This window comes from Sorangiineae bacterium MSr12523 (assembly GCA_037157775.1).
In the GTDB taxonomy this organism is placed as follows: Bacteria; Myxococcota_A; Polyangia; order Polyangiales; family Polyangiaceae; genus Pendulispora; species Pendulispora brunnea.
Genome location: CP089982.1, coordinates 6,875,645 through 6,900,653, shown reverse-complemented (window position 1 = coordinate 6,900,653; position 25,009 = coordinate 6,875,645). Strand labels below are relative to the sequence as shown.

General features: G+C 63.3%; 20 protein-coding genes. 9 read left to right on the top strand and 11 right to left on the bottom strand.

Features of this window, described 5'->3' with window-relative positions:
* Window positions 1-7: 7 nt before the first annotated feature.
* Window positions 8-1,540, bottom strand: coding sequence for a hypothetical protein (locus tag LZC95_26505; protein ID WXA90042.1), 1,533 nt, complete (start codon window positions 1,538-1,540; stop codon window positions 8-10).
* Window positions 1,541-1,566: 26 nt separating this feature from the next.
* On the opposite strand from LZC95_26505, the gene LZC95_26500 reads away from it, so the two are divergent.
* On the top strand, window positions 1,567-2,904 hold the full coding sequence (locus LZC95_26500; GenBank protein WXA90041.1) for a hypothetical protein: 1,338 nt from the start codon (window positions 1,567-1,569) through the stop codon (window positions 2,902-2,904).
* Between the two features lies 1 nt (window position 2,905).
* On the opposite strand, the gene LZC95_26495 is transcribed toward LZC95_26500, so the two are convergent.
* From LZC95_26495 to LZC95_26480, 4 genes are read right to left on the bottom strand one after another with little or no spacing between them, the layout of a single operon-like run.
* On the bottom strand, window positions 2,906-3,451 hold the full coding sequence (locus tag LZC95_26495) for a hypothetical protein (protein ID WXA90040.1): 546 nt from the start codon (window positions 3,449-3,451) through the stop codon (window positions 2,906-2,908).
* Window positions 3,452-3,462: 11 nt separating this feature from the next.
* Window positions 3,463-4,830 carry a hypothetical protein gene (locus tag LZC95_26490; GenBank protein WXA90039.1) on the bottom strand — a complete coding sequence of 456 codons (1,368 nt, stop codon included), beginning with the start codon at window positions 4,828-4,830 and terminating at the stop codon, window positions 3,463-3,465.
* A complete protein-coding gene (locus LZC95_26485; protein WXA90038.1) occupies window positions 4,830-6,701 on the bottom strand; it encodes a hypothetical protein in 1,872 nt (623 codons plus the stop codon). Before LZC95_26485 ends, LZC95_26490 begins: the two co-directional genes overlap by 1 nt.
* A 22-nt stretch (window positions 6,702-6,723) precedes the next feature.
* Window positions 6,724-8,373, bottom strand: a complete 1,650-nt coding sequence (locus LZC95_26480; protein ID WXA90037.1) for a hypothetical protein — start codon at window positions 8,371-8,373, stop codon at window positions 6,724-6,726.
* 503 nt (window positions 8,374-8,876) lie between these two features.
* Between LZC95_26480 and LZC95_26475 the strand changes: the two genes are divergently transcribed.
* Window positions 8,877-9,905, top strand: coding sequence for an AI-2E family transporter (locus LZC95_26475; GenBank protein WXA90036.1), 1,029 nt, complete (start codon window positions 8,877-8,879; stop codon window positions 9,903-9,905).
* Here the strand turns inward: LZC95_26475 and LZC95_26470 are convergent.
* On the bottom strand, window positions 9,883-11,343 hold the full coding sequence (locus LZC95_26470) for a YdiU family protein (GenBank protein WXA90035.1): 1,461 nt from the start codon (window positions 11,341-11,343) through the stop codon (window positions 9,883-9,885). The two genes, LZC95_26475 and LZC95_26470, sit on opposite strands and share 23 nt — an antisense overlap.
* Window positions 11,344-11,552: 209 nt before the next feature.
* Here LZC95_26470 and LZC95_26465 point away from each other — a divergent pair, with 209 nt between their 5' ends.
* Window positions 11,553-12,749 (top strand): AraC family transcriptional regulator, encoded by a 1,197-nt coding sequence (locus LZC95_26465; GenBank protein ID WXA90034.1) that lies wholly within the window; start codon window positions 11,553-11,555, stop codon window positions 12,747-12,749.
* A 110-nt stretch (window positions 12,750-12,859) separates the two neighbouring features.
* Window positions 12,860-13,960 (top strand): tetratricopeptide repeat protein, encoded by a 1,101-nt coding sequence (locus LZC95_26460; GenBank protein WXA90033.1) that lies wholly within the window; start codon window positions 12,860-12,862, stop codon window positions 13,958-13,960.
* 255 nt (window positions 13,961-14,215) lie between these two features.
* Here the strand turns inward: LZC95_26460 and LZC95_26455 are convergent, their stop codons facing one another.
* Window positions 14,216-14,929 carry a glycoside hydrolase family 75 protein gene (locus LZC95_26455; protein ID WXA90032.1) on the bottom strand — a complete coding sequence of 238 codons (714 nt, stop codon included), beginning with the start codon at window positions 14,927-14,929 and terminating at the stop codon, window positions 14,216-14,218.
* Between the two features lie 145 nt (window positions 14,930-15,074).
* Window positions 15,075-16,370 carry a hemolysin family protein gene (locus LZC95_26450; protein ID WXA90031.1) on the bottom strand — a complete coding sequence of 432 codons (1,296 nt, stop codon included), beginning with the start codon at window positions 16,368-16,370 and terminating at the stop codon, window positions 15,075-15,077.
* A 181-nt stretch (window positions 16,371-16,551) separates the two neighbouring features.
* Between LZC95_26450 and LZC95_26445 the strand changes: the two genes are divergently transcribed.
* Window positions 16,552-17,802, top strand: a complete 1,251-nt coding sequence (locus tag LZC95_26445; GenBank protein ID WXA90030.1) for a glycosyl hydrolase family 18 protein — start codon at window positions 16,552-16,554, stop codon at window positions 17,800-17,802.
* 187 nt (window positions 17,803-17,989) lie between these two features.
* Here the strand turns inward: LZC95_26445 and LZC95_26440 are convergent, their stop codons facing one another.
* Window positions 17,990-19,024, bottom strand: a complete 1,035-nt coding sequence (locus tag LZC95_26440) for an aldo/keto reductase (GenBank protein WXA90029.1) — start codon at window positions 19,022-19,024, stop codon at window positions 17,990-17,992.
* A 126-nt stretch (window positions 19,025-19,150) separates the two neighbouring features.
* Between LZC95_26440 and LZC95_26435 the strand changes: the two genes are divergently transcribed.
* Both LZC95_26435 and solA read left to right on the top strand, forming a co-directional pair.
* The gene (locus tag LZC95_26435; GenBank protein WXA90028.1) at window positions 19,151-20,035 is read left to right on the top strand and encodes an NmrA family NAD(P)-binding protein; all 885 of its coding nucleotides are present in this window, start codon (window positions 19,151-19,153) and stop codon (window positions 20,033-20,035) included.
* Window positions 20,032-21,177, top strand: a complete 1,146-nt coding sequence (gene solA, locus LZC95_26430) for an N-methyl-L-tryptophan oxidase (GenBank protein ID WXA90027.1) — start codon at window positions 20,032-20,034, stop codon at window positions 21,175-21,177. The genes LZC95_26435 and solA overlap by 4 nt, the downstream gene beginning before the upstream one ends.
* Window positions 21,178-21,183: 6 nt before the next feature.
* Here the strand turns inward: solA and LZC95_26425 are convergent, their stop codons facing one another.
* Both LZC95_26425 and LZC95_26420 read right to left on the bottom strand, forming a co-directional pair.
* Window positions 21,184-21,570: a hypothetical protein gene (locus tag LZC95_26425; protein WXA90026.1), complete on the bottom strand. Its 387-nt coding sequence runs from the start codon at window positions 21,568-21,570 to the stop codon at window positions 21,184-21,186.
* Between the two features lie 267 nt (window positions 21,571-21,837).
* Window positions 21,838-23,109: a hypothetical protein gene (locus LZC95_26420; GenBank protein WXA90025.1), complete on the bottom strand. Its 1,272-nt coding sequence runs from the start codon at window positions 23,107-23,109 to the stop codon at window positions 21,838-21,840.
* A gap of 133 nt (window positions 23,110-23,242) precedes the next feature.
* Between LZC95_26420 and LZC95_26415 the strand changes: the two genes are divergently transcribed.
* Both LZC95_26415 and LZC95_26410 read left to right on the top strand, forming a co-directional pair.
* Window positions 23,243-23,635, top strand: a complete 393-nt coding sequence (locus LZC95_26415) for a hypothetical protein (protein ID WXA90024.1) — start codon at window positions 23,243-23,245, stop codon at window positions 23,633-23,635.
* A 161-nt stretch (window positions 23,636-23,796) separates the two neighbouring features.
* Entirely contained in the window at window positions 23,797-24,996 is a 1,200-nt protein-coding gene (locus tag LZC95_26410) for an acyl-CoA dehydrogenase family protein (protein ID WXA90023.1), read from the top strand.
* The last annotated feature ends 13 nt before the right edge of the window (window positions 24,997-25,009 follow it).

The following is a 25,009-nucleotide window of genomic DNA, read 5'->3' as shown; positions in this document are numbered from 1 at the left end:
GTTGGCTCTACTTGGCGTGTGGGAGGCGGGCCATGAGCGATTGCGCTTCCTCGTTGCGGCCGAGGTCGTGAAGGGCGCGGGCGCGCAGGGCGAGCGATTCGGGAAACGCATCGGGGCGGGCGGTTTCCGGGGCGAGCAAGCGCTCGGCTTCCGCCGCATCGCCCGCCTCGAGGCTCGCGCCCGCGAGATCGTGTGTGAGCTCACGGCGCCTGCGCGGATCGCCGGTGCCCGCGAGGGCGTTGCGAAACGCTGCCTTCGCGTCGGTGAAGCGGCGCAGGGCGATGTACGTGGTGCCCATGTTTTCCAGGGCGGCGGTGCGGTCGACGAAGGCGAGCATGCCCGGCCGCGGTGCGAGGGCGGCCTCGTACTTCTTCGCGGCGGCGGCGAAGCGGCGGGCCTGGCGGTCGACCTCCGCGAGGTAAAATTGGCCTTCGCGGCACGCGGGCTGGGCGGCGACCTCGGGCCTCCAGAGCGATTCGTCGTCATGAAAGCGACGCGCGTCGATGAGCGAAAGCGCGGCAAAAACAGCCGCGAGGGCTGCGCTCGCGACGATGGGGACCCTGCGCGGAAGACGATCGAGCGCCTCGGCGGCGAGCATCGCGGCGAAGGTGAGGGGCACGTAGAAATAGTGCGGCGACCACCAGCGCATGATGGGGACGAGCTGCAGCGACGGCAGCAGCGCCAGTGCGAGCAAGAGCGCCGGTCCGCGACGGCGAACCGCGAAACGCGCGAGCGCGATGACCAGAGCCAAACCGAGCAGCGCCATGGGATGCCACGCCGCTGTGATGGGGAAGGCATCGCATACGTGTCGATCCACGGGAAAAAGCACCGCGCCCGCACCCTTTGCGAGCGACGCGAGCCGCGTACCGATGGCCTCCGAGGCGGACAGCGCCTCGTGCGACGCTCGCCACGACGGCGCGAAGGCGAGGCGCAGCGCCATCGCGGTGATGAGGGCGGCGCCTTCGGCGAGCCAGAGCCGGCGGCGCGGCGGACGTGCCGGATGCGTCAACGCAACGAGAAACAGCGGCGCGAGCACGAACGCCACCTCTTTGGTCAGCGCACCCGCGAGAAGTGCCGCGGCCGCCGCGAGAGGCCGATCGCGCAGATGGAACACGAGGAGCGCGAGCAGCGCGACCACGACCATTGCCTCCGAGCGGAAGGCGATGGCATTGGCCGGCAGATCGGCGAGAGGATGCACGGCGAAGAGCACACCCGCGAAGGTGGCGGCCCTGCGCGAGAGACCGAGCGCGTCGGCTGCGGCCATGACCATCGCCGCGGCCGCGGCATGCCAGGCGAGGCTCGTCGCGTGGTACACGAAGGGCGTCCCCGCGAGCGCGTCCAGCGAAAGGGACAGCGCCATCAGCGGGCGGTAGTAGCCGGTGCCCGCGAAGCCTTGGGTGAAGGCTTCATGCCAGTGCGAAGGCGGGAAGATGGCCAGGCCATCTTCGATGTGGGCGTGGTCGAGCCAGAGGAACCCCGCACCGAGCGCGGCAAAATGCGTGCAGAGTGCACATGCGAGCACGAGAAGCCATCGCCCCATCGAGGGCACGTTAACATGGAGAGCCGATGAGACTGTGGCCATTGGTGGTGGGGATTTCGGCAACGGCGGCCGTGGGGGCCGCGTTTCTTTTGGCGCCGGCCCATCCCCGTCAGGGGGCGAACGCCCCGGACGTGCGTTCGATGCCTGCCGCGAACATGGGCAAGGTGAACGTCGCCGTCTACGACGATGGAGCGCCGCTTTCGGGCAGGCACATCGTTTTTCACGATGCGGCCGGTGCCGTGGTTGCCGAGGCAACGTCTGGCGACGATGGGAAAGCCTCGGCCGAGGCACCGGCCGGGGGCATGGTCACCGTGGCCTATGGAAATAGCGTCTATCAATTGATCACGGTGACCGGCGTGCAACCGGGCGACGAGATCGTCGTCGGAGAAACGGAGGACGAGGGCGGGGCCGCACGCGTCGTAAGCACGGCGCGGGTCAAGCTCCCCGGTGCGTACCCAAAGGCCGCGCGCTACACGGTGAGCCTTGGCGTGGGTGCCACGGAGGTGCCACGCATTGCGGATCCGTTGCCGCTGCCGGTGGCCAAGCGCTTTCTCGTGGACGAGAAGAAATTCCGCGTGCTCGGCGAGGCGCTCGATGAAAAGGGCGCCCCCGCGGCCTACGCCTTCGACTGGGCCAACCTTCCGCAGACCAACCCGCGCCACGACGTCGACGTGCGCCTGCCCGCGTGGAGCCGCGCCTTTCGCGAGCTCACCCTGGCTCTCTCGACGCCGCCCGAGGGGCTCTCCACCGTCGAGGGACAGGTTTCCGTCCTGGCCAACGAGCGCGATCGCTTCGAGCGCCCGCGGCAGAGTGCACCCGTTGCCGATCCCACGCCGTTGCGCTTCCTGATCCCCAAGGCCCTCGAGGGCGACACCGTCTACCGGCTCGAGTTCGGCTACGCGGGCTCCCCGGACAAGGCCATGCTGGCGCGCAGCGATAAGGCCCTTTCCGACACGACCCGCATCGATTTGCGCGAGTCGCTGCTTCCCCGCGTCTCCTCCGCCACCGTCGATGGCGGTGCCGACGTCGCACGGCCCACCGTTCGCTACCATGTTGCCGGCGATGCCTCCCAGGCCGATGCGGCCATCGTTCGCCTGGCATGGCATGACGCCCGCGAGCATCTGTGGATCATCCTCGCGCCCCCGGCGACCGCCGAAATACGGCTTCCCGAGCTTCCTGTGTCGCTCAAAGACTGGACGGTGGGCCGGAGCTCCATCGCCGCCGCCGCGGCCCTCATCGAAGCCTCCTTTTACAAAGGCTACGATGACATTCGCCACGAAGGCCTCACCGAATTCGTCGAAGACCCCGAGGCCGGCGAACCGCGCACCTGGCGCTATTCCGCAACCGGAGACATCTCCTTCTAAATCAGGGAAACAACCGCCCCGCGCCCACGTCGACCAGGAATCCGGATTCGAAAAAGCGTTTTGCTCCGCCTCGTATCCTTCCCAACTGCACGCCATCCAAGAATACCGCGCCGCCGGTGCGCGAATAGCTCATCAAATTATCGTCCACCTGGCTGTGCGGATTTCCGAAGAAGTGCCCCAGCTCGTGCGCCAGCACCGTCGGCTTCGCGTGGGCGGCCATGATGAGGTAACTCTTCTTCCAGCACACGCCCATGCGCGGTCGCCCGGGCTCGTCCACGTCCTCCAGCGACTTCACGATGAAGATGGGAATCGTCCCCCGGCCCATCACCTGTGCGGCCAACGCATCGCGATCGTTGCGCGAGTGCATTTCCGCGTAGCGCTCCGAAAGCGTCCCTTCGGCCGTCCAGCGAAAATCGACGTCGGCCGCCGCAAAAAGGCGATTGGCCTCTTCAATCTGGGCAGACACCCAGGCATCGTCCCGAACGGGTTGCCCGTCGTAGCGGGCAATCGCAATCGCGAGGCCAAACGTCGTCAATACACCGTGCATGCGCGCGCATGCTACTGCAATTGCTGCTCGATCACGTGGGACAAGTGCTCGGGCGAAGGCCCCACGGACCAAAGATAGTCCGTCAGGAAGCTTTGACGCAGCTTCGTGCGGCCACTCATTGGAAACTTCGTCGGGTCCGCCAGAATCGTCTCACTGCGCTGGTCCGTTCCCGCGTGTTGGTGGCACCCGACGCAGTTCGTCTGCGCATTGTGCGCGCCTTTTTCGATGTACGGATTGCTGCACCACGTCGGTGCTCCCTTACCGCCGTGCACCGCTGCGAGCGCATCGCCCAGCGATCCCTTGAAGCCACCGCGCGGATCCGCATCGTGCTCGTCGTACGACGTGACCACGCACATCTTGTAATGCGACCACGGTCCACCCAGCTTCGTGATCGATTCGGGGCGGTCCTCACCGAAATCCGTATCTGGCTCGGCGGACCACCACACCGTGATCCACAGCCACTCGCGCAGCTCCTTGGTCATCAGGTGCATGCCCGTCAGACGGAAGCTCGCGCCATCGCTCAGTCGAATCGTGTAAATGTCCGAGGCTCCAGGCGAGGCTTCACCCTGGCCATTTCCCCAGCCGCCGTCGTCGAGCTCACCGCGCCGCCGCTTGCCCAATGTCTCGGCCGACGTATCGTGCGTGCGCATCTTTCCATTGAAGTCCGTGCGGTTCCACGAGGTCTTCACCACCGCGGCATCGGCGGGAAACTCGTCGCCCAGGCACGGCGCAAAGCTCGTCGGCGATGGCGCGGGATCGTCGGTGCGCGGCGATAGGCACCCTTGCGTGTGCGCATAGTTCTTCAGCAGGTGCGCCACGGTGCCTGGGCTATAGGTCACCCGCTGGTTGGCACCCAGGCCATCGACCGCGGACGGATCGGTCAACTGCCGCAGCCGCTCCGCGTAATCTTCGTCCGACGCCTCACCGCGCGAGGCCGCATTCGCCGCGAGGGCCGCCGTCACCTCGTCGTCCCGCAGCGCGCGGCGTGCCGCCCGATCCTCGGGCGACATCGCCGACAGCGCACCGGCGAACGCGCGCGTGAAATCGTCCTTGCCGTACCACGTGCGAAACGCCGGCAATTGCGCGGAGCCGCCATCGAGCTTCTCCGCGATGGTCACCGGCCGCAGCGCACGCGCCACGGCTTGCCAAGCCGCCTCGCGGCGGGCCTTTTGCGACGCCGCGAGCTCGGAGGTTCGTGCGATGAGCCCCGGATCGGCCTCGTACGGGGCACCGAGCCCCACGATTTTCCGCTCCAGAGGGCGAATCTCCTGCGATTCGCGGCCAGCCCACTCCCGAGTCTCTCCCCCCGAGCTGCCACATGCCGCCAAAGCCAGCAGCGCCAAGACGAGGGAGGGCCCGACCGCGAAACGCCGTAACATCAGTTCGCCTGCGCCAATCGCACGAGGGCCGCGTCCGTCGCCGCGACGTATTCCTTCTTCGTCACCGCATCGCGCACCGTGAAATACAGCCATCCATCGGCGCGGAAGTGCGGGAACAAAGCAAACTGGCCCGGTCCCATGTGCGTCACCGCCACCTTTTCGCCGGTCACGAAGTCGGCAATGTAAATGTCGCTCGCGCCCTTGTCCTTGTACGGCGCCCATGCCTCGTCGCTCGGGAAATCCTTGCGCGTCAGGTAGTGGTACGTCACCAAGAACCGCTCGTCGTAGGAGAAGTTCGCCTTGTTGCCGTCCATGCAAACATGGCCCACTTCGCGCAGTGCAAATCGGTATTCGCTGCCCGCGGTCGACGTGGTCACCTCGCGGATCGCATATCCAAGTTGCACGCCTTGCCCATTCACTTCGCCGGCCACGCGATTGGCCAAGAGCGCCGTCGACGGCGACATCATCGTGTCCCCTTCGAACGGCGTCGACAGCGTCGTCCGCTGCTTGATCGCGTAAGTGCCATTGTCGTCGGCGCGCGACACTTGAATCGTCGCACCGGCCTCGGGCCCTGCCACCGGAATGGGATCCGTTTCCAGGAAGCGCCGCCCGCCATCGTCGCCGACCCACTTGCTGGTCACGATGAACCGATCGGGGAACTCATTGTCGCCCATCGGCTGCCCGATGGTTTGATAAAGCCCCGTCGATCCCAGCCGCGAGCACTCGGGCTCGTTGAAGGTGATCTGCGAGGTCGCCGCCTTCGTGAGCAGGCTTTGTGCGCAATACACCGCGCCAGAGCCCTGGAACATGAAGCCGCTGTTGTCCGGGTAAAAGCTCGGATCGTAGCTCGCCTTGGCCCAAATATCGCGCGTGCGCGGGGCCGCCGCGTTGAACGCTGCAGCCAGATCCGTGATGACGGCGCCGCCTTCGGTCCGGCCCGACACGCCGCTGGCGATGAAGCGCCCGTCCGCCGAGCCGCGCGTCCAGTAGAAGCTCTTGTACCCGAGCTCGCGCAGCACGCGCACGGTCGTTCCCGCTGGGGCCCACTGCGTCGCGAACGTCGTGTCCTGCGCCTTGGGGAAAATGTCCTTTCCGTCGCGCTGCTGCGTGAAGCACTGCGCCGGCGCAGCATTCTCGTCGCAGGCGAACATCTTCGTGCGCCGCTCGCGGTTCACCGCTGCCCAGCCCTTGGTGCGCATCTTTCGAGCGTGCGCAGCCAGCGCGGTGAAGTCGTCCGTGCACGTCGTCGGACGCGGTTGCTCGGGCAACAAGTCATTCAGCTTGGGGAGCCCTTTGCCGGCCCACGTCACCAAGGTCTCGTACTCGGTCGCCGTGAGGCGCTCGTACGAAGGGTCGACGGGCATCAGCACACCGGAGCGGAACGCTGCATATTCGTCCTCGCTGCGGAACAACGTGCTCAGAAGCTTGCCCTGCTCGAGCGTCTTCGGGTGCCGGGTCGGGTTCACGTTGGCGCCCACGCCGAAGTGCGAGCCCGCTGCCAAAAAGCCAATCTGCGCCGGCGAGAAGCCCGTGGCCTCGTCCGACGGATTCTGGCGAAGCCGGTTCACGCGCTGCGGGGCCGGCGTGTTCGTGTCGCGCAAAGCCGTCATGGTCGACGCGTAGTCGTTCGCCCACTTCCGCACCGAGGCGCGATTGATATCGTGACAGCGCTGGCACTGGTCCGCGCGCCCATCGACCTTGGCGCCCAGAATGCGCAACGACGCAAGCGCGAGTTCGTCGTCGCTCTGGACGGCGGCCGACGTTTCACCGAGTTCCTCGCCACGGTCCTCGGCCTGCGAGGAGCAGGCGATCGGCATGGCCAATATGACGGGTGCAAAGAGACGGAAGGCAGAAATAGAGTGGAATCGCATGGTTTCGTCCTCGCGATCGAAATCAAAGGGTCGGGCGCGGCGGATTGAGCGGGCCGCGCGGAACGTCGGCGAAAACGCATCCCGCCGCATTCGGGTTGTTGCCGCAGGCAATGATATGGTCGGCAGCCTTCTTCCACTTCGACGTCTTCCACGATTCGAAGTTCAAGCCATCGACGCGCGTCGGCATGGTGTGCGTCTTTTCGAAGCTTGCTTTGTACGAGTCGGTCATCTTCGCGAAGAAGGAATTGTTCGTGTCATTCAGCCCCACCGCCGTTCCCCACGGCGTGAACTGGGTCATCATGCCGCGGCCGCCCTGCGGGCCCGCAATGCGGTGGCAGGTCGTGCACGCCGAAGCTTCCTCGCTGACCAGCTGCCGGCCAATTTCCCAGCCCTGCGCGTCCATGTTGAGCACGTAGTACGGCGCATCGTTCCAGCTAATCGGGAAATCGGGGTGCTCGCCCATCTTGGGAACGATGCTCCGTCCGTCCTTGCGCAGCGCCCCGTCGATCCACGGGCTATGCACGAACGCGTCGGCCGAGTGGCAGCTGGTCATGCAGTAGCCCTCCGGCGACGGCTCCCACGTGTTCTTCGCCTTCGCGAGGTCGCCCGGGTGCGCAATGTGGGCGCCATCGGTTTTGCTCGCAATTTGGTTCTGGAAGAAGCACGTTTTGCCGGTCTTCGGGTTGTGCCCGATCATCGCCATGTCGTTGAACTTCTTCGCCTTGGTCATGCCCACGTGGGAGGGATCTTCCCCAGCGCGGCAAAGAAGCACCCAGTGCGTGCCCTTGTCGTTCTTCGCCGTGGTCACCGTCGGACCGGGCTCGCAGCCCTCCGAGAGGTATTGCGATTTATCGCACTTGTTCACGCAATTGTAATTGTTGAATCCACCGCCGCCCGGCTTGGTCGTATCGCAGGTATCTTTGCGAACATCGTCGACGGTGAGCGGAATGAGGGCGCCTTCCACACCCGCAATTTTGGCCGGTGCACCGGTGCCATTCGAGCCCACGAAATCGCGGCAGTCGAAGGTCTCGTATTTGCCATTTGCGATTTTCTTGAAGAACGGGATCTCTCCCAGTTCCTGCACGCAGAACTCCGCGTACTTCTCTACGCTCTCGATGCGCTCTTCGGCCGCGGCGAGAACCACCGAGCGTCCGACCCGCGCTTCGCTGCGCGCGAGATCCGTGGCATAGGCGAGGCTCGTCTGCACCTTGGCCTGGACTTGGCCATTCTTCACCACGCACGCCTCGACGACGGCGTCGGTGCCCAGCGCGATGTCTTCCGCACTGATTTCACCGCGCTGCCACGCCTCCGAGCCAAATCGCTTGTGAAGTTCCAAAAGCGACGCATCGACGGCCGGCCCCTCGAAGCGCATGCCCGTCGGGATGGCCACTCCGGGCCCTGCGAGCGCGCCCGATTCGGCGAGTTCGCCGCACGACAGATCGCGCTCCGACTGCACCGACAGCGAGCCGCGCCGCGCGCGGACATAGACCTGCTCGCCTTCTTCTAGCGGGCGATTCGTGCGCGCATCCAATCGACGCGCGTTCGTGTCGTACGTGACACGCAGCCCCAATTGATTCTCGACCCCCGTCACCCCCTCTGTATTTTCTCGCTCGCCGTCCGCACCGGAACAGCCCACGAAGGGCGCCGCAATGGCCGCGCCCACAAGCACCAAGACAAGACTTCCATTTGGAAGAGAACGCTTCGATCGCACGATAAAATACACCTCCGCGCTTGGCAGATGCCCCGCCCGCGCCGCCTAAACTGACGCAACCCCTCTATGGCCTGACGCAAAAAAAATTGCGTCATTGGTAAAGCGCGCCCTCAGTTAGTGCCCGCCCACTCTCTCGTCAACAGACAAGGCCTACTTTCGACCACAATGATGCCGTCCGGACACGAAGCCGTTCACGACACGGACTTGCGCAATTGGCGTATTGCTGTTTCACGCACACGCACGGGTGCACCAAGTTGCCTAATGCTCGCGTCCGCAAGTTGCTATTTCAGAAGAAGAAAGAAAAAGCGCCAAGACGCCAAGATTGATTTAGGTGGCAAAGCGAGCGCACGTACCCAAAAAACCTTGGCGTTCTTGACGTCTTGGCGGTTCCCTTCCTCCTAGGCGTTGGCGCGGGCCGACCGAAATCAGGTAGTCCCGAAGACAACTCTGTTAACCTTTGGCCCATGGCCTCGGGCGCCCTCAAATGGCTGACTCTTCTACTGGTGGCGGGCGCGGCATGGGCGTTTTATCCGCTGTGGCCGGCGCTTCTGCTCGCGCTCTGGGTGGCGACCATGGCGCGTTCGCTTCTCGCGCGCGTGGCGAAGGTCACGGGCGGACGAAGGCGCGCGGCGGCGGCGCTCACGGTCTTGCTGGTGCTCGCGCTGTTTCTCCCGGTGGTCTTTGCCGTCGTTCCGCTCGCGCACGATGCCGTCTCGCTCGTGGGAAAGCTCTCTCGGTCCGAAGGGGCGCAAACCGCACTGCGCTCTTTGGTATCGGACGGCGGCGGCGATGCCGAGAGCCCGGTGCGAACGCCCGGTGAGCTGTTTTCCCAAGTCAAATCGCTGCAGGGCGCCGTCGATCTCGTGCGCGAGCACGGTGCGGCGGCCATGCGCATCGCAGGAAACCTCGCGGGTGCGCTCGCCAATGCGCTGCTGCTGCTGTTTCTCTTCTTCTATGCAACCTACACGTTCTTGACCGACGGGCCCGATCTCTACGCATGGTTCGAGTCGCACGCGCCGTGGAAGCGTGAGCATACGCAGCGGCTGGCGGCCGCGTTCAACGAGACGGGGCGTGGCTTGTTCGTCGGCGTGGGGCTCGCCGGGCTTTCGCAGGGCCTGGTCGCCACCATTACGTATTTCGCATTGGGGATCCCGCGCGCGCTGGTGCTGGGCCTTTTGACGTGCGTGGCGTCGCTGCTGCCGTCGGTGGGTACCGCGCTCGTATGGGCACCGGTGGCCTTGGGCCTCGCGCTGAGTGGACGAACCGGGGCGGCCGTCATCATGACGGTGGTGGGCGTGGTCGTCGTCGGTTCGATCGACAACTTGCTCCGCCCGGTCTTCGCGCGTTACGGCGAGCTCGATCTCTCCACGTTCGTGTTGCTCCTGTCCATCTTCGGTGGACTGGCCGCGTTCGGAGGCTGGGGCGTCGTCCTCGGGCCGCTGCTCGTGCGGCTCGCCAAGGAGGCCTTGGTCATTCTGCGTGAGGATGCATGACCGCGCCCATGGCGCGAATGTCGGCGATCTTCGCCTCGAAAGGCCCCCAATCGTCGCGCGTATCGATGGCGCTCCAGATGTCCTCGATCTCGTCGATCAGCAAGGTGCACGGATCTTCGCGCTCGAAGTAGGAGTCGGCCAGAATTTCCGGCCTCGCCGCGGAGAACTCGGCAAGGGCGCTGCGGAAGACGTCGAACGCGGGCCCCTGGTAGCGATCGGCCCGAGCCTTCGACATGGCGCGCTCCTCGCGGCCTCCGTACCAATCGAAGAAGAAGGCGTCGTAGCCCACGCTTCGAGGATGGCCCGCGTCCGCATCGAGAAAGCCGTAAATGCCATCGACCAGGCGCGCATCCTCGTCCACCCCGCGCGAGGCGACGCCGAGCCGCGCCAGCAGATCCGCGCGCATTGCCATGTGGAACGCGTCCTCGAAGGCGAGCATCGCGGGGTGAAAATCCGCATCCGGTGCGAGCGGGCGCAGGGCATCGGCGAGCCGTGCCACGTTCCAGAGCACCACGGTGGGCTGCCGCCCGAATGCGTACCTGCCGCCCTCGTCGAAGTACGCGGCCACGAAGTCCGGATCGTACCTGGGCAAAAACCGATAAGGACCGTAGTCGAAGCTCTCGCCGGTGATGGACATGTTGTCCGTATTGAGCACGCCGTGGACGAAGCCCGTGGCCATCCAGCTGGCGGCGAGCCGCGCGCTTCGTTCGCCCACGATCTTCACGAAGTCGACGACGCGCTGCTCGAGACCGGTCTCGTCCTTCACGTCGTTCGACGCATGCAACTCCGGCACGTAGTGCTCGACGGAGAAATCGAACAACCGACGAAGCCGCTCGACATCGCGTGCGTGGGCATGCCGTTGAAAGCTGCCAAAGCGCACGTGCGAATGGCTCAGACGCACGAGCACCGACGAGCGCGTAGGGGAGGGTTCGTCGCCGCGAAACAGCATCTCGCCCGTCTCGAAAAGACTGAATGATTTCGAGGTGTACACGCCCGAGGCCTCGAGCATTTCCGTTGCGAGCACCTCGCGCACGCCGCCCTTCAACGTGAGCCGCCCGTCACCGCCGCGCGACCAGGGCGTGGTGCCACTGCCCTTGGTTCCCAAATCCAAGAGCCGTCTGGCCATCGCCTCGGAGTCACGCAACTGCGCGAAAAGAAAGCCGCGTCCGTCGCCGAGCGCCGGGTTGTAAATTCCGAATTGATGGCCGTGATACCGAAGGGCCAGTGGTGCCTTCAAATTGTCCGGCAAGGGGTCGAAGCGAGCAAAGTGCGTTTCCCAAGCGGCATCGTCGAGCTGACCGAGCCCGATCCGCTCGGCCCACCGCTGATTGCGAAAGCGAAGGCGGTGCATCGGAAAGCGGGCCGGCGTGACGGCATCGTAAAATCCATCGCCCAAATCGGCGAAAACCGGTGCAGCGATGTACGAAAAAGAAGCCATGATTTTCTCGGGGTTTGGGGCGGCGGAGCCCCTCGGCAGCCCTAAAAACACCGCTCCGGAAAAGGGTATGCCAGGGCCGCGCCCGTTTTTCAACTCGTCCAGGGCACTTTTGCAGTGCCCGACTTAATCGAATCGATCCTGCCCTCGTATAGAACGTTCGGAGGTTTGGTTCGAAGATGGCAATGGCGGTGCTTGACATAACGGGCGTGATGCAAGGAGTTCCCGCGGCCGAGTCCAGCGTGGTGAACATGGTTCCTTTGGTGGACGGGCGCGAGCTCGGAGTCTCCGAGGTTGCATCCGTTGCCGGTGTCGAACCTATTCCGGACTCTGCTGTAAACAGTGCGGGCGCGTTGGTGCGCTCACAGTCCCTACCTATATTGCTTGCCTTTGCGCAAAAGGCTGGGAAAAACCTCGCGGAAGGTGCCGTCGAAGAGCTTCGGCGTCGCCTGGCCATTCCGGAAACGACGGGCGACCTGGTGAAGGCCATCACGTTGCCGTTGTCCGCATACCGTAGCGCCAACGAACAGTTGGCCGAGCTGCTGCAGGACGAGTTCATCGGCCTGCATGCGGCCCAAGAAGCGCCGCGCGGTAGCTTCGGTATTTTGGAATTCGTCGTTCGCCACACGCGAAACATCGACACGGCGCTCGAGCGCACCCAGCGCTATTGGCGATTGGTGTCCGAGATCGCAAAGCTGGACGTCGAAACGCGCTGCGGCGAAGTGTTGCTCACCTACCGCATTGCCGACGAGCCGTCGTGCATGGGCCGGCAGGGGAACGAGTTCGTGCTCGCTTCGTTTCTCCGCTTCTTGCGGGAGCTCACGCAAACCAGGAGCGCCGAAGGCGACTCCGTCGAGGAAAAGCCGATGCGCGCGGCCTCCGTCGAGTTTGCGCACCCGGCGCCCGCCGATCTGTCCGAGCTCGTGGCCTTCTTCGGCACGGAGCGACTTCGTTTTGACGCTCCGCACAATCGCATTGCCTTCGAGGCGAGCGTGCTGTCGCTCCCGGTCCCCTCGGGCGACGAGCGTCTGCTTCAGTGGCTCGACGAATACGCCACGTCTTTGCTTCCGCCGGAGCCGGCGGCCGAGCGTGCGGTGCCCGGGCTCGAGCGGCAGATCCGCAGCTGCCTGCACGAGAGCGTGCCCCCCACGGTGACAGAGGTTGCGCGCCGTTTGCGAATCAGCTCGCGCACCCTGCAGCGTCGCCTTTGCGAAGCGCACATGTCGTTCTATGGCGTGCTCGAAGGTATACGGTGCGAACTTGCAGAGCGGTACCTGCACGATGCCTCGCTGAGCATCTACGAAGTGGCCCTGCGTTTGGGCTATGCAAACGAGCGCGGTTTCGAGCGCGCATTCATGAAGTGGCACGGCGTAACGCCCCGCGCCTATCGCCGCAAGCTTTGTAGCTAAGCGTCGAAGCGGGCACTGCCTCGATTTGTGGTACACTCCATGTTCGAGTGGGGTGTTCCATGCCAGGTGTCGTTTCGCCAAGGGCAAGGTCGAGTGGGCTCCTGTTTTCCGTGTGGCTCGCGTTGTCGGTTGCGGCCTTCGGATGTCAATCGCCGAAGGTCGCACCACCCGGCACCACGGTCGCGGAGTTGGTGGCGGAGGCTCGGGCCAATGGATTGGCCTTCGAGAATCCGATGGAGCTCAGTCCCGACATGCAGCAAGACGTCGAGACGGCCATCGGCCGGCGTGGTGAGCCGCGCGAGCGCCTCCACAGATTGATCCGCCTCCTGAACGACCGCAACATCGGCTTCGAGCAGGTGCAGGGCGTTTCGCTTCCGGTCAAGCGCGCATACCGCGAGCACCGGGGTGATTGCATGACGTACGCGATGCTGTTCGTCGCGCTGTCGCGTCACCTGGGGCTGGAGACGCACTTCGTTCACGCGAGCGAGGTTCTCTCGTATTACGAATCGGGCGATTCGCTCTATGCGTCGTCGCACATTGCGGTGGGCTACGGGAACAATCCCGACGACATCGTCGTGGACTTTGCCAATGCATACGACGATTGGCACCTCGCGGCCTATCACCGCATCGACGATGCTGCGGCCATCTCTCTCTACTTCAACAACGTAGCCGCCTATACGATGAACGAGGGGCGTCCGCGCGAGGCGGAGAAGATGCTCTCCTTCCTCGTCGAGAAGCGCCCGCAATTGGCGGAGCTCCACAACAATTTGATTGTGGCCCACCTGCGGCAGAAACACTTCGGCGAGGCACTCGACGTGGCCGAGCACGCAATGACCATTTTTCCGAATTACAAGCCGTTCTACACGAACGCCATTCAGGCGGCCTACGGAGCGAAGAAGTTCGATCTGGCGCAGCGCTTCGAGACTCGCGCGCAGGCCATCGCGTCGTCGGATCCGCTTTTCGTCTTTGCGCGCGGCCTCCAGCTTTACCAGCGGACGGAGTATTCACGCGCCGCCGAGCATTTCGAACGCGCCCTCGCCGCCGATCGCAACAGTGTCCTCATCGTCGCCTGGCTCGTGCGCGCCCACCTCTCCGCGGGCCACCGCGAAGAGGGAAGAGAAGCCTTCTCCCGCGCCCACAAAATGGCCCCCAACGACCATCGGTTGAAAGAGCTCGTCCAAAAATTCCCCGAACTCAGGGACGATATGTAAACGGCCGGAGGATTGGACATGAAGGCGGGAAGGGATGGAAGGTTTTCTTGATTCAAGGAGCTATGCTCCAAATAAGAATCCTTCCCGCCTTCCCGCCTTCATGTGAATCTCTCTCTCTGAATCTTCGAACCTTCGCGCCAGTGTAACGGCCGGAGGATTGGACATGAAGGCGGGAAGGGATGGAAGGTTCTTGATTTGAGGAGCTCTGCTCCAAATAAAAATCCTCCCCGTCTCCCCGCCTCCCTGTGAATCTTCTTAGTTGTTGTCGATGAACTTTTGCGCCAGTTGGGCGCCGAGTTCGGCGGCTTTGGATTTGCTCTCGATGGGCGAGACCTTGGAGTTCTTGAAGACGATGTAGGTCACCGGGCCGTCGGTGCCGCCGTTGGCCGGGTTGGGATTGATGCCCAAAGCCACCGCGGCGCCGTAGGATGCTTCGCCGATGATGTTCGTGGGGCCGGTGTCGCCGACGGGCGCGTAGATCACCTTGTTGTTGTAAATGATGGCGACGACGGAACCGCCCTGGATGCCGAAGTTCTTGTAGTTCCAGGTGCCACTCGGGCTCGGAACCACCACGTAGGGCGTCGTCTCCGCATTCAACGGCTGGCCGTTCGATTGGTGGAACGCGGTATCGTTTTGATACCACGGGTCGGTATTCTCATTGCATTTCGATGTCCTCAGACCATCGCAGTCGATATCCATATCGGCCTTCCAAAAGACGGCGCCATTCTTATCGCACACCGCCACGGAAGCCGACGTTTCGTCGTCGGTTCGGTATTTGCCGTTGGAAACCTGATTGCACGTCTTCACTTTTTCAAGGAGCTGCGCGGCTGTGGGGCCAGCCGCCAGCGAATCCGATTGGGTGTCTGCGGACATCTCTTCTTCGGACGCGGAACATCCAAAGGCACTGAGGCCAGCCACCGCGAAAATGACCACATTGCATGCTGCGACTTTGATGGAGCGCAAAATCATGGGAAGCCTCCTTTGCCTGCAGGGGATAGAAACCGTGCGCAATGAGCGCCGGCACGCCGGGACGAATCTTCGGCGTGCTCTTTGTTAGGAAGCTTTCTTTACTTAATCAACGATCTTGTCGATCAGTTCAACGTGATCAATAGGATCATGTGGGCGAGGGTCGCCGGATTAGACGGACGGACAAGACGCGGCGCGTTGACACTTGTTCGACCAGGAACTCCGCACCATCTGGCGTTTGTACCGTGGATCCTTGCTGAGGCAACTGTCCCGAAACAGAGACAATGAATCCGCCTACGGTGCTGAATCCGCGGCCGGGCTGCAAATCCAATCCGAGTGCACGATTGATCTCGTGAATGGGCGTCAATCCCGATATCAGGGTGGAGCCGTCCGGCTCTTTGTGGATCAATGGTTCCGTTTTCTCCCCCTCATTCAAAATTTCGCCAACGATTTCCTCGACCAAATCTTCGACCGTGACCAAACCGGAGACGCCGCCCTGCTCATCCGTCACAATGGCGAGGGGCTGCTGCTTTCGCTGAAGGTGCCGCAGCACATCGAGCGCGCGCATGGTTTCCGCGACGAAGGGGACCGGGTGCTTCAATGCGTGGAGATCGACGGCCTCTCCGCGTGCGAGTTGCGCATAAACATCGCGGGCGCGCACGTAGCCCACGATGTTGTCCACACCGTCGCCGGTGATGGGCAGCCGTGAAAAGGTCGTGCGCGCAAGGGTCGATTCAATGTCCGCGCGCGGTGCATCGTGCCGCAGCACGATGATGGCGGGGCGTGGCACCATCACGGCATCGATGCGCAGTTCGCGAAAGTCGAAGACGCGCGTGGCCATCTCCGTGGTGGCCCTGTCGAGCTCTCCGGCGCGTGCAGCGTCCTCGATCATTTGCCGCAGCTCTTCCGCGGTCAATCGCGATTCGACGAAGCTGGTTTCATCTTTGAAAATTTTCAGAACCAAGTTGGAGCTCGCCGTCAAAATCCAGACGAGCGGCGTTGCCAATCGGGACAGCCAATACAATGGGCGCCCGACCGCGAGTGCGTACGCTTCGGCCGAACGAAGCGCGAGCGATTTGGGAACCAATTCGCCGAGAACCAGCGAAAGAAACGAGATTACGGCCACGACGGCGGCCAAGGAAAGATCCTCGGCGGCCTCCTCACCGAGCCCCGCGATGCGGAGAAATGCGGCCATGCGCTCGGCACTCGTCTCGCCAGCGAACGCAGCGGCGGTAGCACCCACGACGGTGATTCCAATTTGCACCGTGGCGAGAAAGCGCTCCGGATTTTTCCGCAGCGCTTCAATGGCGCGGGCCCGCTCGTTCCCCTTTGCGGAAAGCTCCAAAATGCGGGCTTTGCGCACGGACAAGAGCGCAATTTCGGCCCCCGCGAAGACGCCGTTGAGCAAAATGAGGCCCAGCACGATCAGGAGCTCGCGAAGCATGCACGTGAAAGCTTAATGCGTTCGGGCGCAATGGATCGCGGCGCGACCATGATCGCATCGTGCATGTACGTCTTGGGAGACTCGGCAAAGCTCGGCAAAAGTCGAGTTGGTACCGCCATTGCTCTGCCGCGGGGCGTTGTCGCGAGCGTTCGCGACCCCTTGCCTGAAAAGGAGCAGAAACATGGTGCGTACCGTTTCGTCGTTTTTCGTCCTCGCCCTGGTGGGTTCATTGGCCTTCGGTTGCGAAGGCACCGCCGAGAATGTCCCGGACGAGCAGTCGCAATCGCTCGCCGATTGTTCGAATGCCACCGATTGGACCAGCGGTGTGGCGTACTCCGTGGGTAAGGTCGTGCGATACAACGGGAAGTCGTACGAATGCATTCAAGCCCACACCAGCCAGCCCGCGTGGAACCCCGAGGCTGCCGCATCTTTGTGGAAATCGGTCGATTGTGGGCCAGGCGGAGGAACGGACGCCGGTGGAGGAGGAGGCAGCGATAGTGGCGGTGGGGGAGGCGGCGGTGGTGGCGGTGGCGGTGCCGAATACGCGCCCTATTTCTATACGTGGGGTTGGGGCAATTCGGCCTATCCCTTTACGAGCCTCGTCGATATGAAGAACAAAGGCGGGCCCTCGTCGGCGACATTGGCCTTCGTCCTATCCAATGGCGGGTGCGCAGCGACCACGGACGTGCAGGCGCACCAGAGCGACGTGAATGCCTTCCGCGCGGCAGGCGGAAAATTGAAGGTGTCCTTCGGCGGCGCCAATGGCACCTATTTGGAGAACGCGTGCAGCAGTGCGAGCGCCATGGCCAATGTCATCACGAACTATGTCAATGCGACCGGGATCAAAGACCTGGACTTCGACGTCGAGCAAGCCGGTGCGATGACCTCGCAGGTAAACGCACTTCGCGCCTCGGCGTTGCGCACGGTGCAGCAGCAAACGGGCGCACAGATCTCCTTCACCCTCGCCGCGACCCCGCGCGACAAGTGGAATACCCCGGGCGGCGTAAACGCCTCCAGCCTCGAGGTGTTGCGTTCGGCATTGAATGCCGGCGTGCACATCTGGCGCGTGAACTTGATGACGATGGATTACGGTTCCTATTACAGCTCAGGAAAGAAGATGGGCGATCTCGCCGTATCCGCCCTCACCGACGCCAACACGCAATTGCGAAGTTTGATATCCGGTCTCAGCGAGGCGGCGGCCTACAAGATGCTCGGCGCCACCCCGATGATTGGCCAGAACGACGTATCGAGCGAAATCTTCACCCAAGACGATGCCCGCATCCTCGCGAGCTTCGCCAAGAGCAAATCGCTGGGCCTCGTCTCCTTCTGGGCCATCAACCGCGACCAACCCTGCCGGGGCGCCACCGACATTGCCTTGTGCAGCGGCCAGCAGTCGAACAACTTCGCCTACCACCAGCTTTTGAAGCAATGAGGCGGGATCCGCCCCTGAATCGGTGAGCATAGGTCTCGAATAGGAAGAGGGAACCGCCAAGACCGCCAGGATCGCCCGCAAAAACGGCAATAAACCAAAAAAAAAAGGGTTTATCGTTGGTTCATCTGGCGATCCTGGCGCCTCTCTTCTGGCGTCCTGGCGGTCTTCTTCTTCTCGTTGCGACGTGTTAGCGCGTGCCGTTCAAGGCGTTGACGATGACCGGATCGCGGAGGCGCTCGGTGAACCACGTGGGGTAATAGTTCGCGTGGGGGCTTTTTTCATCGAGCGTCTTCAGCTCGTCGGCCGTGAGCTTGACGGAGGTGGCGCCCAGGTTGTCCTCGAGTTGGTGCATTTTCGTCGCGCCGACCAGGATGGTGCTGACACCCGGCTTGTGCAAAAGCCAAGCAATGGCAATCTGGGCGACCGAGGCCTCGTGGGCTTTGGCGATGGGCCGCATCGCGTCGACGAGGCGGAAGCCGGCTTCCTTGTCGAAGGGGAGGAAGTCGAAGCCCGAGAGGCGGTTGTCCTGGTCGTTCAGGTTCTCGCGCGTGTACTTTCCCGAGAGAAAGCCCGAGGCCAGGGGACTCCAGATCATCGTGCCGATGCCCGCGTCCCGCACGAAGGGGATGACCTCGTGCTCGATGTCGCGGCCCACCAGTGAGTAGTACATCTGCGCGCCCGCAAAGCGCGCCCACCCGTGCTTCTCTTGCAGGCCCACCGCCTTGGCGGCTTGCCAGGCCGACCAATTCGAGAACCCCACGTAGCGAACCTTGCCGCTGCGGACCAAGTCGTTCAGCGCCTCCAAGGTCTCCTCCACCGGCGTGACCGGATCGAAGCGATGCACGATGTAGAGGTCCACGTAGTCGGAGCCGAGCCGCGAAAGGCTCGCCTCGCACGAGGCGAAGATGTGCCGGCGCGAGAGCCCCGTCTGGTCGAGCCCCGCCCCGTTGCGCATGCCCACCTTGGTCGCGATCACGACATCCTTGCGGCGCGCGCCCAACACCTGCCCGAGGATGCGCTCCGACTGACCCTCCGCGTACGCATCCGCGGTGTCGAAAAAGTTGATCCCTGCCTCGAGCGCTCGATCGACCAGCGCCCGCGCGTTTCCTTCGTCGACCTTGTAGATCGACGGAATGTTGCCCGAACCGAACGTCATCGCCCCAAAGGCGAGGCGCGAAACGACGAGCCCTGTATTTCCGAAGCGGGTGTACTCCATCACCATGGTCTCCTTTGATGTCCTTTTTCTCGTGGCCGCGGAAACTATGGTTCCGCGGGGCGAGAAGAAGAAGCCGGGAAAGACTGGAAAGAGTATCAAACTGGGCTTTACAATGCCGCCAGGGAGCTTTGCATGTTCGCAATTCTTGGAGCGACGGGGAAAGTAGGGAGGGCGACGATCCGGGTGCTGCTCGCGCACGGCTACCCGGTGAGGGCCATCGTTCGCGACGTTGCCAAAGCAGCCGAGTTCGAGGCCGCCGGGTGCGAGGTCGCCGTGGCACACTTGGGCGACAAAGCCTCGCTGGAGGCGGCTTTTTCAGGGGCCGTCGTCGTGCAGGTCATCTGTCCGGTGCTGGCGCGCAGCAGCGATGCGTTCGCGGAGATGACCGGTGCCGTCGATACGTTGGCCGACGCGCTCGCCGCGTCCCGAGCGCCTTCGATCATGGCCATTTCCGACTACGGTGCCGAGTTGGCCGAGGGCACGGGCGTGACGCTCGTGTTCCATCACTTGGAGAAGCGCCTGCGCAAGATCGACGCGGCGCTGACGTTTCTTCGCTCGGCGGAGCATATGCAAAACGTGGCGCGCTTTGCCGGTTACGCGGCCGAGACCGGTAACTTTCCCACGATGCATCAGCCGCTGACGAAGCTGTACCCCACCGTCTCGGCCGATGACGTCGGGGTGATTTCGGCCGAGCTGCTCATGGAGACGCGTGCCAGCGCCCACCCGCGCATCGTGCACGTCGAGGGGCCGTGCCGCTACACCCCGCTCGACGTGGCCGAGGCTCTCGGATCCATCGTCGGTCGCGAGGTCGTCGCGCGCGAAATTCCGCGTTCCGACTGGCTCGAGAGCCTGCAGCGCGCCGGCATCGGCGAGAGCTACGCCAAGCTCGTCGTGGAGCTTTACGACGCCCACAACGCCGGCCGCATCGACGCCGAGGCGGGAAGGGGCGAGCTTCGCCGCGGCACCACCAAGCTCCGCGACGCCGTTGCCGGTTTGCGAAAATCGGCGGGCCAATGAAGTCCTACGACGTGGCGGTGATCGGCCTGGGCATCGTGGGCGCCTCGGCGGTGGATTACCTTGCCGCCGAGGGCATTCGCGCGATTGGGCTCGATGCATTCGGCCCGACGCACGGCTTTGGCTCCTCCCGCGGTGAGAGCCGCATCTTTCGGCGTGCGTATTGGGAAGGGGCGGCGTACCTCCCGCTTCTGAATCGCGCGCACGATCTTTGGACGGCGCTTCAAGCCGACTGCGACGTGCCCGTGGTCGTGCACACGGGTGGCCTCTTCGTTGGAAGCAAGGCGACGGGGGTCGTCCGCAGCAGCCGCGATACCGCACGGGCAGGGAACATTCCGCACGAGATGCTCGACGCCGCCCAAGTGCGCGAGCGTTATCCCGCGTTCCGAATGTCCGGCGATATGGAAGCGATCTACGAGCCCGGCGCGTACATGGTGCTGGCCGATCGCGCCCGGCTGGCCATGCTCGACCGGGCCGTGGGGCGCGGGGCGGAGCTTCGATTCGGGACCAGGGTTTCGAAGGTGACCCATTCCGGCGGCGGCATCACGCTGTCGACGGCCTCGGGCGATTCGTTCGCGTGCGCCGCCGTCGTCGTGGCCACGGGCCCGTGGATCGCGGGCGAATTCATCGAGGAGGTTCGCCCCTTCCTGCGCCCCGTGCGCGTGCCCATCTATTGGTTCCGCCCCCGCCCCGGTGAGGAAAGCGAATACGACCCGGGCCGGTTCCCCGTGTTCCTCCACGAGGCTTCGGATGGGCGCCTCCTCTACGGCCTCCCGAGTCAAGATGACGCCGGCGTGAAAATCGGATTTCACAATCGGCAACAGGTCGAGGCCGATCCGCGCATGCCCGATCGCGTGGTGAGCGACGTCTTCCGCAACGAGATGGCCGACTACATCGAAGAGGTGTTCCCCTCGCTGGATCCCGTTCCCATCCGGTCGCGCATTTGTTTCTACACGCTGAGCAATGACGGTAACTTCATCATCGACCGCACGCGCCATCATCCCAACGTGAGCTACGCCTCGGCATGCTCGGGCCACGGCTTCAAATTCGCCCCCGCCGTCGGCGAATCCGCTGCCCGTCTCGCCATTGGCAAAGATCCGATCGTGAGCCTCGAACCGTATGCGCTTTCGAGGTTCACCGGCTGAACGAAATCACAAACAGGTATTTTGGCTCGCCCAACCGCGATGACACTTCGTCGCGCGCCCGGAGCACGAGGTGATCGTCCAGTCGTTGCGCGCCCTATCCCAACTTGCCTCGTAATGCGCTGTCGACGCGGCGACCGAATCGTCCGTGCCGCCTTCGTCGTCCACATCGACGACCGCCGTCTCGCCCTTCAGACGAAACTGCACCAGCTTCTTCGGGCTGCCCTCGCTCTGGTGCGCGAGAAGGTCGGCCCAAACGGGTCCCAGTGCCTTTCCGCGCGCCGAACAGTTGGCGATCTCTTGGGAGGCGCTCGACGCACTCCGTTGACCCGAACCGCATGCGGGTAGTGCCGCGTAAAGCGCGATGGAAATCCACAGGTAGAAACGCAATTTCATCGTCCGATTCGTCCTTTCGTTCTCGGACTTATTGCCGTTACGGAACGAACCTTTTATTTGAAAATCGGGCCGGGCAGTCGGTATTGAGGCGCCGTCATCCGGCCGCACCGGTTGCACATCGAGCCATGTGATTGCCTACATGTCGGGCGAACGCCTCGTGGCAGGTGATCTCAGCGCTCACGTCGAGCCGGAGCTCGGACGGCGGTGTCCAGTTCTGGCGTAGCCGGAAGAATGCTCAGGGGTGAAGGGGGTTACGGGCTTGCGGGTTCAATTCTTGAGTGGCTTCTCGTTGATCCAGTGAAAGCCACGGTTGACGAGCAAGAACTGCGACTCGTCCACCTTGTGGGCCGTCGCCTCGATCATGTCCTCTCCGAGGTTCGCTCGAAAGACGATGTGTCCGTTCTCCGCGGGTGCATACGTGAGCACGCATTTGCTATCCGGCTTGGCCGAGGTGACGATCGTAAGACCCTTCGAACCTTCGTCGCGTTCCACACGGTACTTCTGCGCGGGGCCGGCCACCGGGCGGATGACCAGCGTCGTTCGCTGGCGCGTGAGCCAGCGCCAGCGCGTTCGTTCCGTGAGCAGCGGCGGAACGGCTTCTCCATTTCGGGTGAAGCTGTCGATTTCGTAGATTCCCTCGAAATCCGCTTTGGGCGCACCGTCTCCGTCATGGCGATATCGGTGCCATTGCTCGAACGCAATCGAGCTGACGAAGCCGCCGATGACGAAGACCTTGAGCCCCACCTTAACGTAATTCATCCAGGGCCGATCGAATCGCAGCGGTGACGGCCGATGGAGCAAGAACATGTTCGCAAGCCGCGGCAAATCGGGCCACAGCAGGAAAATGCCCATCAAGAGCAAATGGGACGCGAACAGCTTCACCGGCACGTCGTAACTGAAGTTCAGCATGACCACATTGGCCATGACGGCACTGCTCACGAGGGCACCGAGCATCGTCGTGCGGCGGAAAAGCAGGAGGGCGCCGCCCAGTAGCTCGCTCGCGCCTGCAAAGAAGGTGTACGCCGTCGAATACCCCATGAAGCTCCAGAGGAGCGTCATGGGAGACGTTTCTCCGAACGTCTGCACCAAGAGATCAGGTGGCAGATCGGGAAACTGCCTTTTGATGACCTTGACCAACCCATAGAACACCATGGTCAGGCCCAGCGCATACCGCACCATCAGACGCAAACCGGCGTAGAGCCGAACCTCGTTCGTCCGCCGATGGCTCGATGCCGTCCAAGCGATGGCCGCAATCGCGGAGAGGACGACCATGTCGAGCAGGTTGACGTAGTTGTACGTTCGGTCGCCGCTCCCATTGAAGGCGAGCATCTCGGCGCTCACGTGCAAGATGTGCTTGGCGACCCAAGCCGCGAGCAAGTACAGAGGCTTCTGGCACGCGGCCGACCAATCATGGGTACCCGGCAGGAAGCCGAGCGGGAACGGGTACCAGTAGAGAAGGATGTAAACGAAAAGGAAGCGAAAGCCCGCGCGCTTCCAGAGGGGCCACGCACCAACTTGCGTCGTTTTCTCTGCCGTCATTGTGTCTCGCCTTTGCCGGACCGTGGCATCGCCGTTTTCTACGGTACGGTTCGGTTACCGGAGAAGAGAGGTTGCGGGAAATCTTTCTCGGGGTCAGAACGTAGAGACCGAGTAGGAAAGCTGGAGGCTGGAGATGAACGCGAGGCAGAAGATCGAGTCGCTGACCAACGCCTGGTACGGTTTTGCGGTTTTCTCGGCGCTCTTTTACGTTTTAAGGAATGGCTTCGGGTTCTTTTCGCTGACGTGGGCGGCCATCGTCTTCCTCTTCAGCCTGATGGGCATGTTCTTCATCGGGCGGCGCCTCCTTGCGAAGGGGCACATCACCCGCTTCATCCTGCTCATCACCACCGCCATCACGACGATCACGGGGGCGCTCGGGGCGGGACACTGCGTGCTGGAGTTCCTCGGCCAGTGGTCCTTCTCCTTGCTGCTCGATGCGGCGGCGGCGCTGGTCGCGGTCTACATGAATGCGCGCTCCTTCCGCGTCCTCACCGACTCCTCGGTTCGCGCGTACTTCAACAGCTGATCGCTCGAACTTCTCTCAGTTGAGCTAAGCGAAATCCGGGACGCTCGATCGCCGTGTCTTGACACGCGATCGCGCGTCCCTCATACCTGTCTTCGAAAAGCGGGACAGTGTCCCATTATGCGGGACACGTCTCGAAAGTCGCGCGAGCGTCGGAGACATTCATGGACCTGAATTTCACGGCGGAAGAGCAGGCATTCCGCGAGGAAGTGCGGCAGTTCGTGCGGGCGAACCTGCCGGCTCGGATTTCGGAGAAGGTGCTGCACGGCAAGCCCCTCGGCAAAGAGGACCTCGAAGGCTGGCAGCGCATCCTTCACAAGAAGGGTTGGGCCGGCTTCACATGGCCCCGCGAGTTTGGCGGCACCGGATGGTCGGCCGTGCAGAGGCACATCTTCGAGGAAGAGTGTTCGGCGGCGGGCGCCCCGCCCATCGTGGCCTTCGGCCTCCTGATGGTCGCTCCCGTCATCATGGCCTTCGGCAGCCCCGCCCAGCAAGAGCGCTTTCTGCCCCGCATTCTCGCGAGTGAAGACTGGTGGTGCCAGGGCTATTCCGAGCCGGGATCGGGATCCGATCTCGCATCGTTGCAGACGCGCGCGGAACGCCAAGGGGATCACTACGTGGTCAACGGCGTCAAAACGTGGAACACGCTCGGTCAGTACGCCGATTGGATCTTCTGCCTCGTGCGCACCAAGCCCGATGCTCGCCCGCAAGCGGGTATTTCGTTCCTCCTCATCGACATGAAATCGCCGGGCATCACGGTGCGACCCATTCGCATGCTCGATGGCCGCGACGACGAGGTCAACGAAGTTTGGCTCGAGAACGTCCAGGTCCCAGTCGAGAACTTGATCGGTGAGGAAAACAAAGGCTGGACGTATGCCAAATACCTCCTCAGCCACGAGCGCACCAACATCGCCGAAGTCGGCCGCTCCAAACGCCAATTGCTTCGGTTGAAGCAGATCGCCGCCGAACAACGCGCGGGTGCGCAGCCGCTCCTCGCCGATCCGCGTTTCCGCGACAAGATTGCCCAGATTGAAATCGATCTGATGGCGCTGGAGATCACCTGCCTTCGCGTGCTCGCCGCCGAGGCGCAAAAGAAAGGGGCCGCCCCGGAGGCTTCGCTCTTGAAGATTCGCGGCACGGAGATCCGTCAGGCGATCTCGGAGCTGACGCTGCTTGCGGCGGGGCACCATGCTTCGCCCTATCTGCCCGAGGCGCTGGAAGACGGCTATTCGCCGGATCCGCTGCTCCCCGAGGCGCATGCGTCCTTGGCCGGTACGTATTTCAATGATCGCAAGGTCTCGATCTACGGCGGCTCCAATGAAATTCAACGAAACATCATCGCGCAGATGATTCTTGGGCTTTGAACGGGAGATAGAG

Coding starts and splice junctions, on each gene's coding strand:
- LZC95_26500 (WXA90041.1), top strand. CDS start 1,567: ATGAGACTGTGGCCATTGGTGGTGGGGATTTCGGCAACGGCGGCCGTG.
- LZC95_26440 (WXA90029.1), bottom strand. CDS start 19,024: ATGGTGATGGAGTACACCCGCTTCGGAAATACAGGGCTCGTCGTTTCG.
- LZC95_26495 (WXA90040.1), bottom strand. CDS start 3,451: ATGCACGGTGTATTGACGACGTTTGGCCTCGCGATTGCGATTGCCCGC.
- LZC95_26425 (WXA90026.1), bottom strand. CDS start 21,570: ATGAAATTGCGTTTCTACCTGTGGATTTCCATCGCGCTTTACGCGGCA.
- LZC95_26410 (WXA90023.1), top strand. CDS start 23,797: ATGGACCTGAATTTCACGGCGGAAGAGCAGGCATTCCGCGAGGAAGTG.
- LZC95_26490 (WXA90039.1), bottom strand. CDS start 4,830: ATGTTACGGCGTTTCGCGGTCGGGCCCTCCCTCGTCTTGGCGCTGCTG.
- LZC95_26450 (WXA90031.1), bottom strand. CDS start 16,370: ATGCTTCGCGAGCTCCTGATCGTGCTGGGCCTCATTTTGCTCAACGGC.
- LZC95_26475 (WXA90036.1), top strand. CDS start 8,877: ATGGCCTCGGGCGCCCTCAAATGGCTGACTCTTCTACTGGTGGCGGGC.
- LZC95_26415 (WXA90024.1), top strand. CDS start 23,243: ATGAACGCGAGGCAGAAGATCGAGTCGCTGACCAACGCCTGGTACGGT.
- LZC95_26470 (WXA90035.1), bottom strand. CDS start 11,343: ATGGCTTCTTTTTCGTACATCGCTGCACCGGTTTTCGCCGATTTGGGC.
- LZC95_26445 (WXA90030.1), top strand. CDS start 16,552: ATGGTGCGTACCGTTTCGTCGTTTTTCGTCCTCGCCCTGGTGGGTTCA.
- LZC95_26485 (WXA90038.1), bottom strand. CDS start 6,701: ATGCGATTCCACTCTATTTCTGCCTTCCGTCTCTTTGCACCCGTCATA.
- LZC95_26505 (WXA90042.1), bottom strand. CDS start 1,540: ATGGGGCGATGGCTTCTCGTGCTCGCATGTGCACTCTGCACGCATTTT.
- solA (WXA90027.1), top strand. CDS start 20,032: ATGAAGTCCTACGACGTGGCGGTGATCGGCCTGGGCATCGTGGGCGCC.
- LZC95_26455 (WXA90032.1), bottom strand. CDS start 14,929: ATGATTTTGCGCTCCATCAAAGTCGCAGCATGCAATGTGGTCATTTTC.
- LZC95_26465 (WXA90034.1), top strand. CDS start 11,553: ATGCAAGGAGTTCCCGCGGCCGAGTCCAGCGTGGTGAACATGGTTCCT.
- LZC95_26420 (WXA90025.1), bottom strand. CDS start 23,109: ATGACGGCAGAGAAAACGACGCAAGTTGGTGCGTGGCCCCTCTGGAAG.
- LZC95_26435 (WXA90028.1), top strand. CDS start 19,151: ATGTTCGCAATTCTTGGAGCGACGGGGAAAGTAGGGAGGGCGACGATC.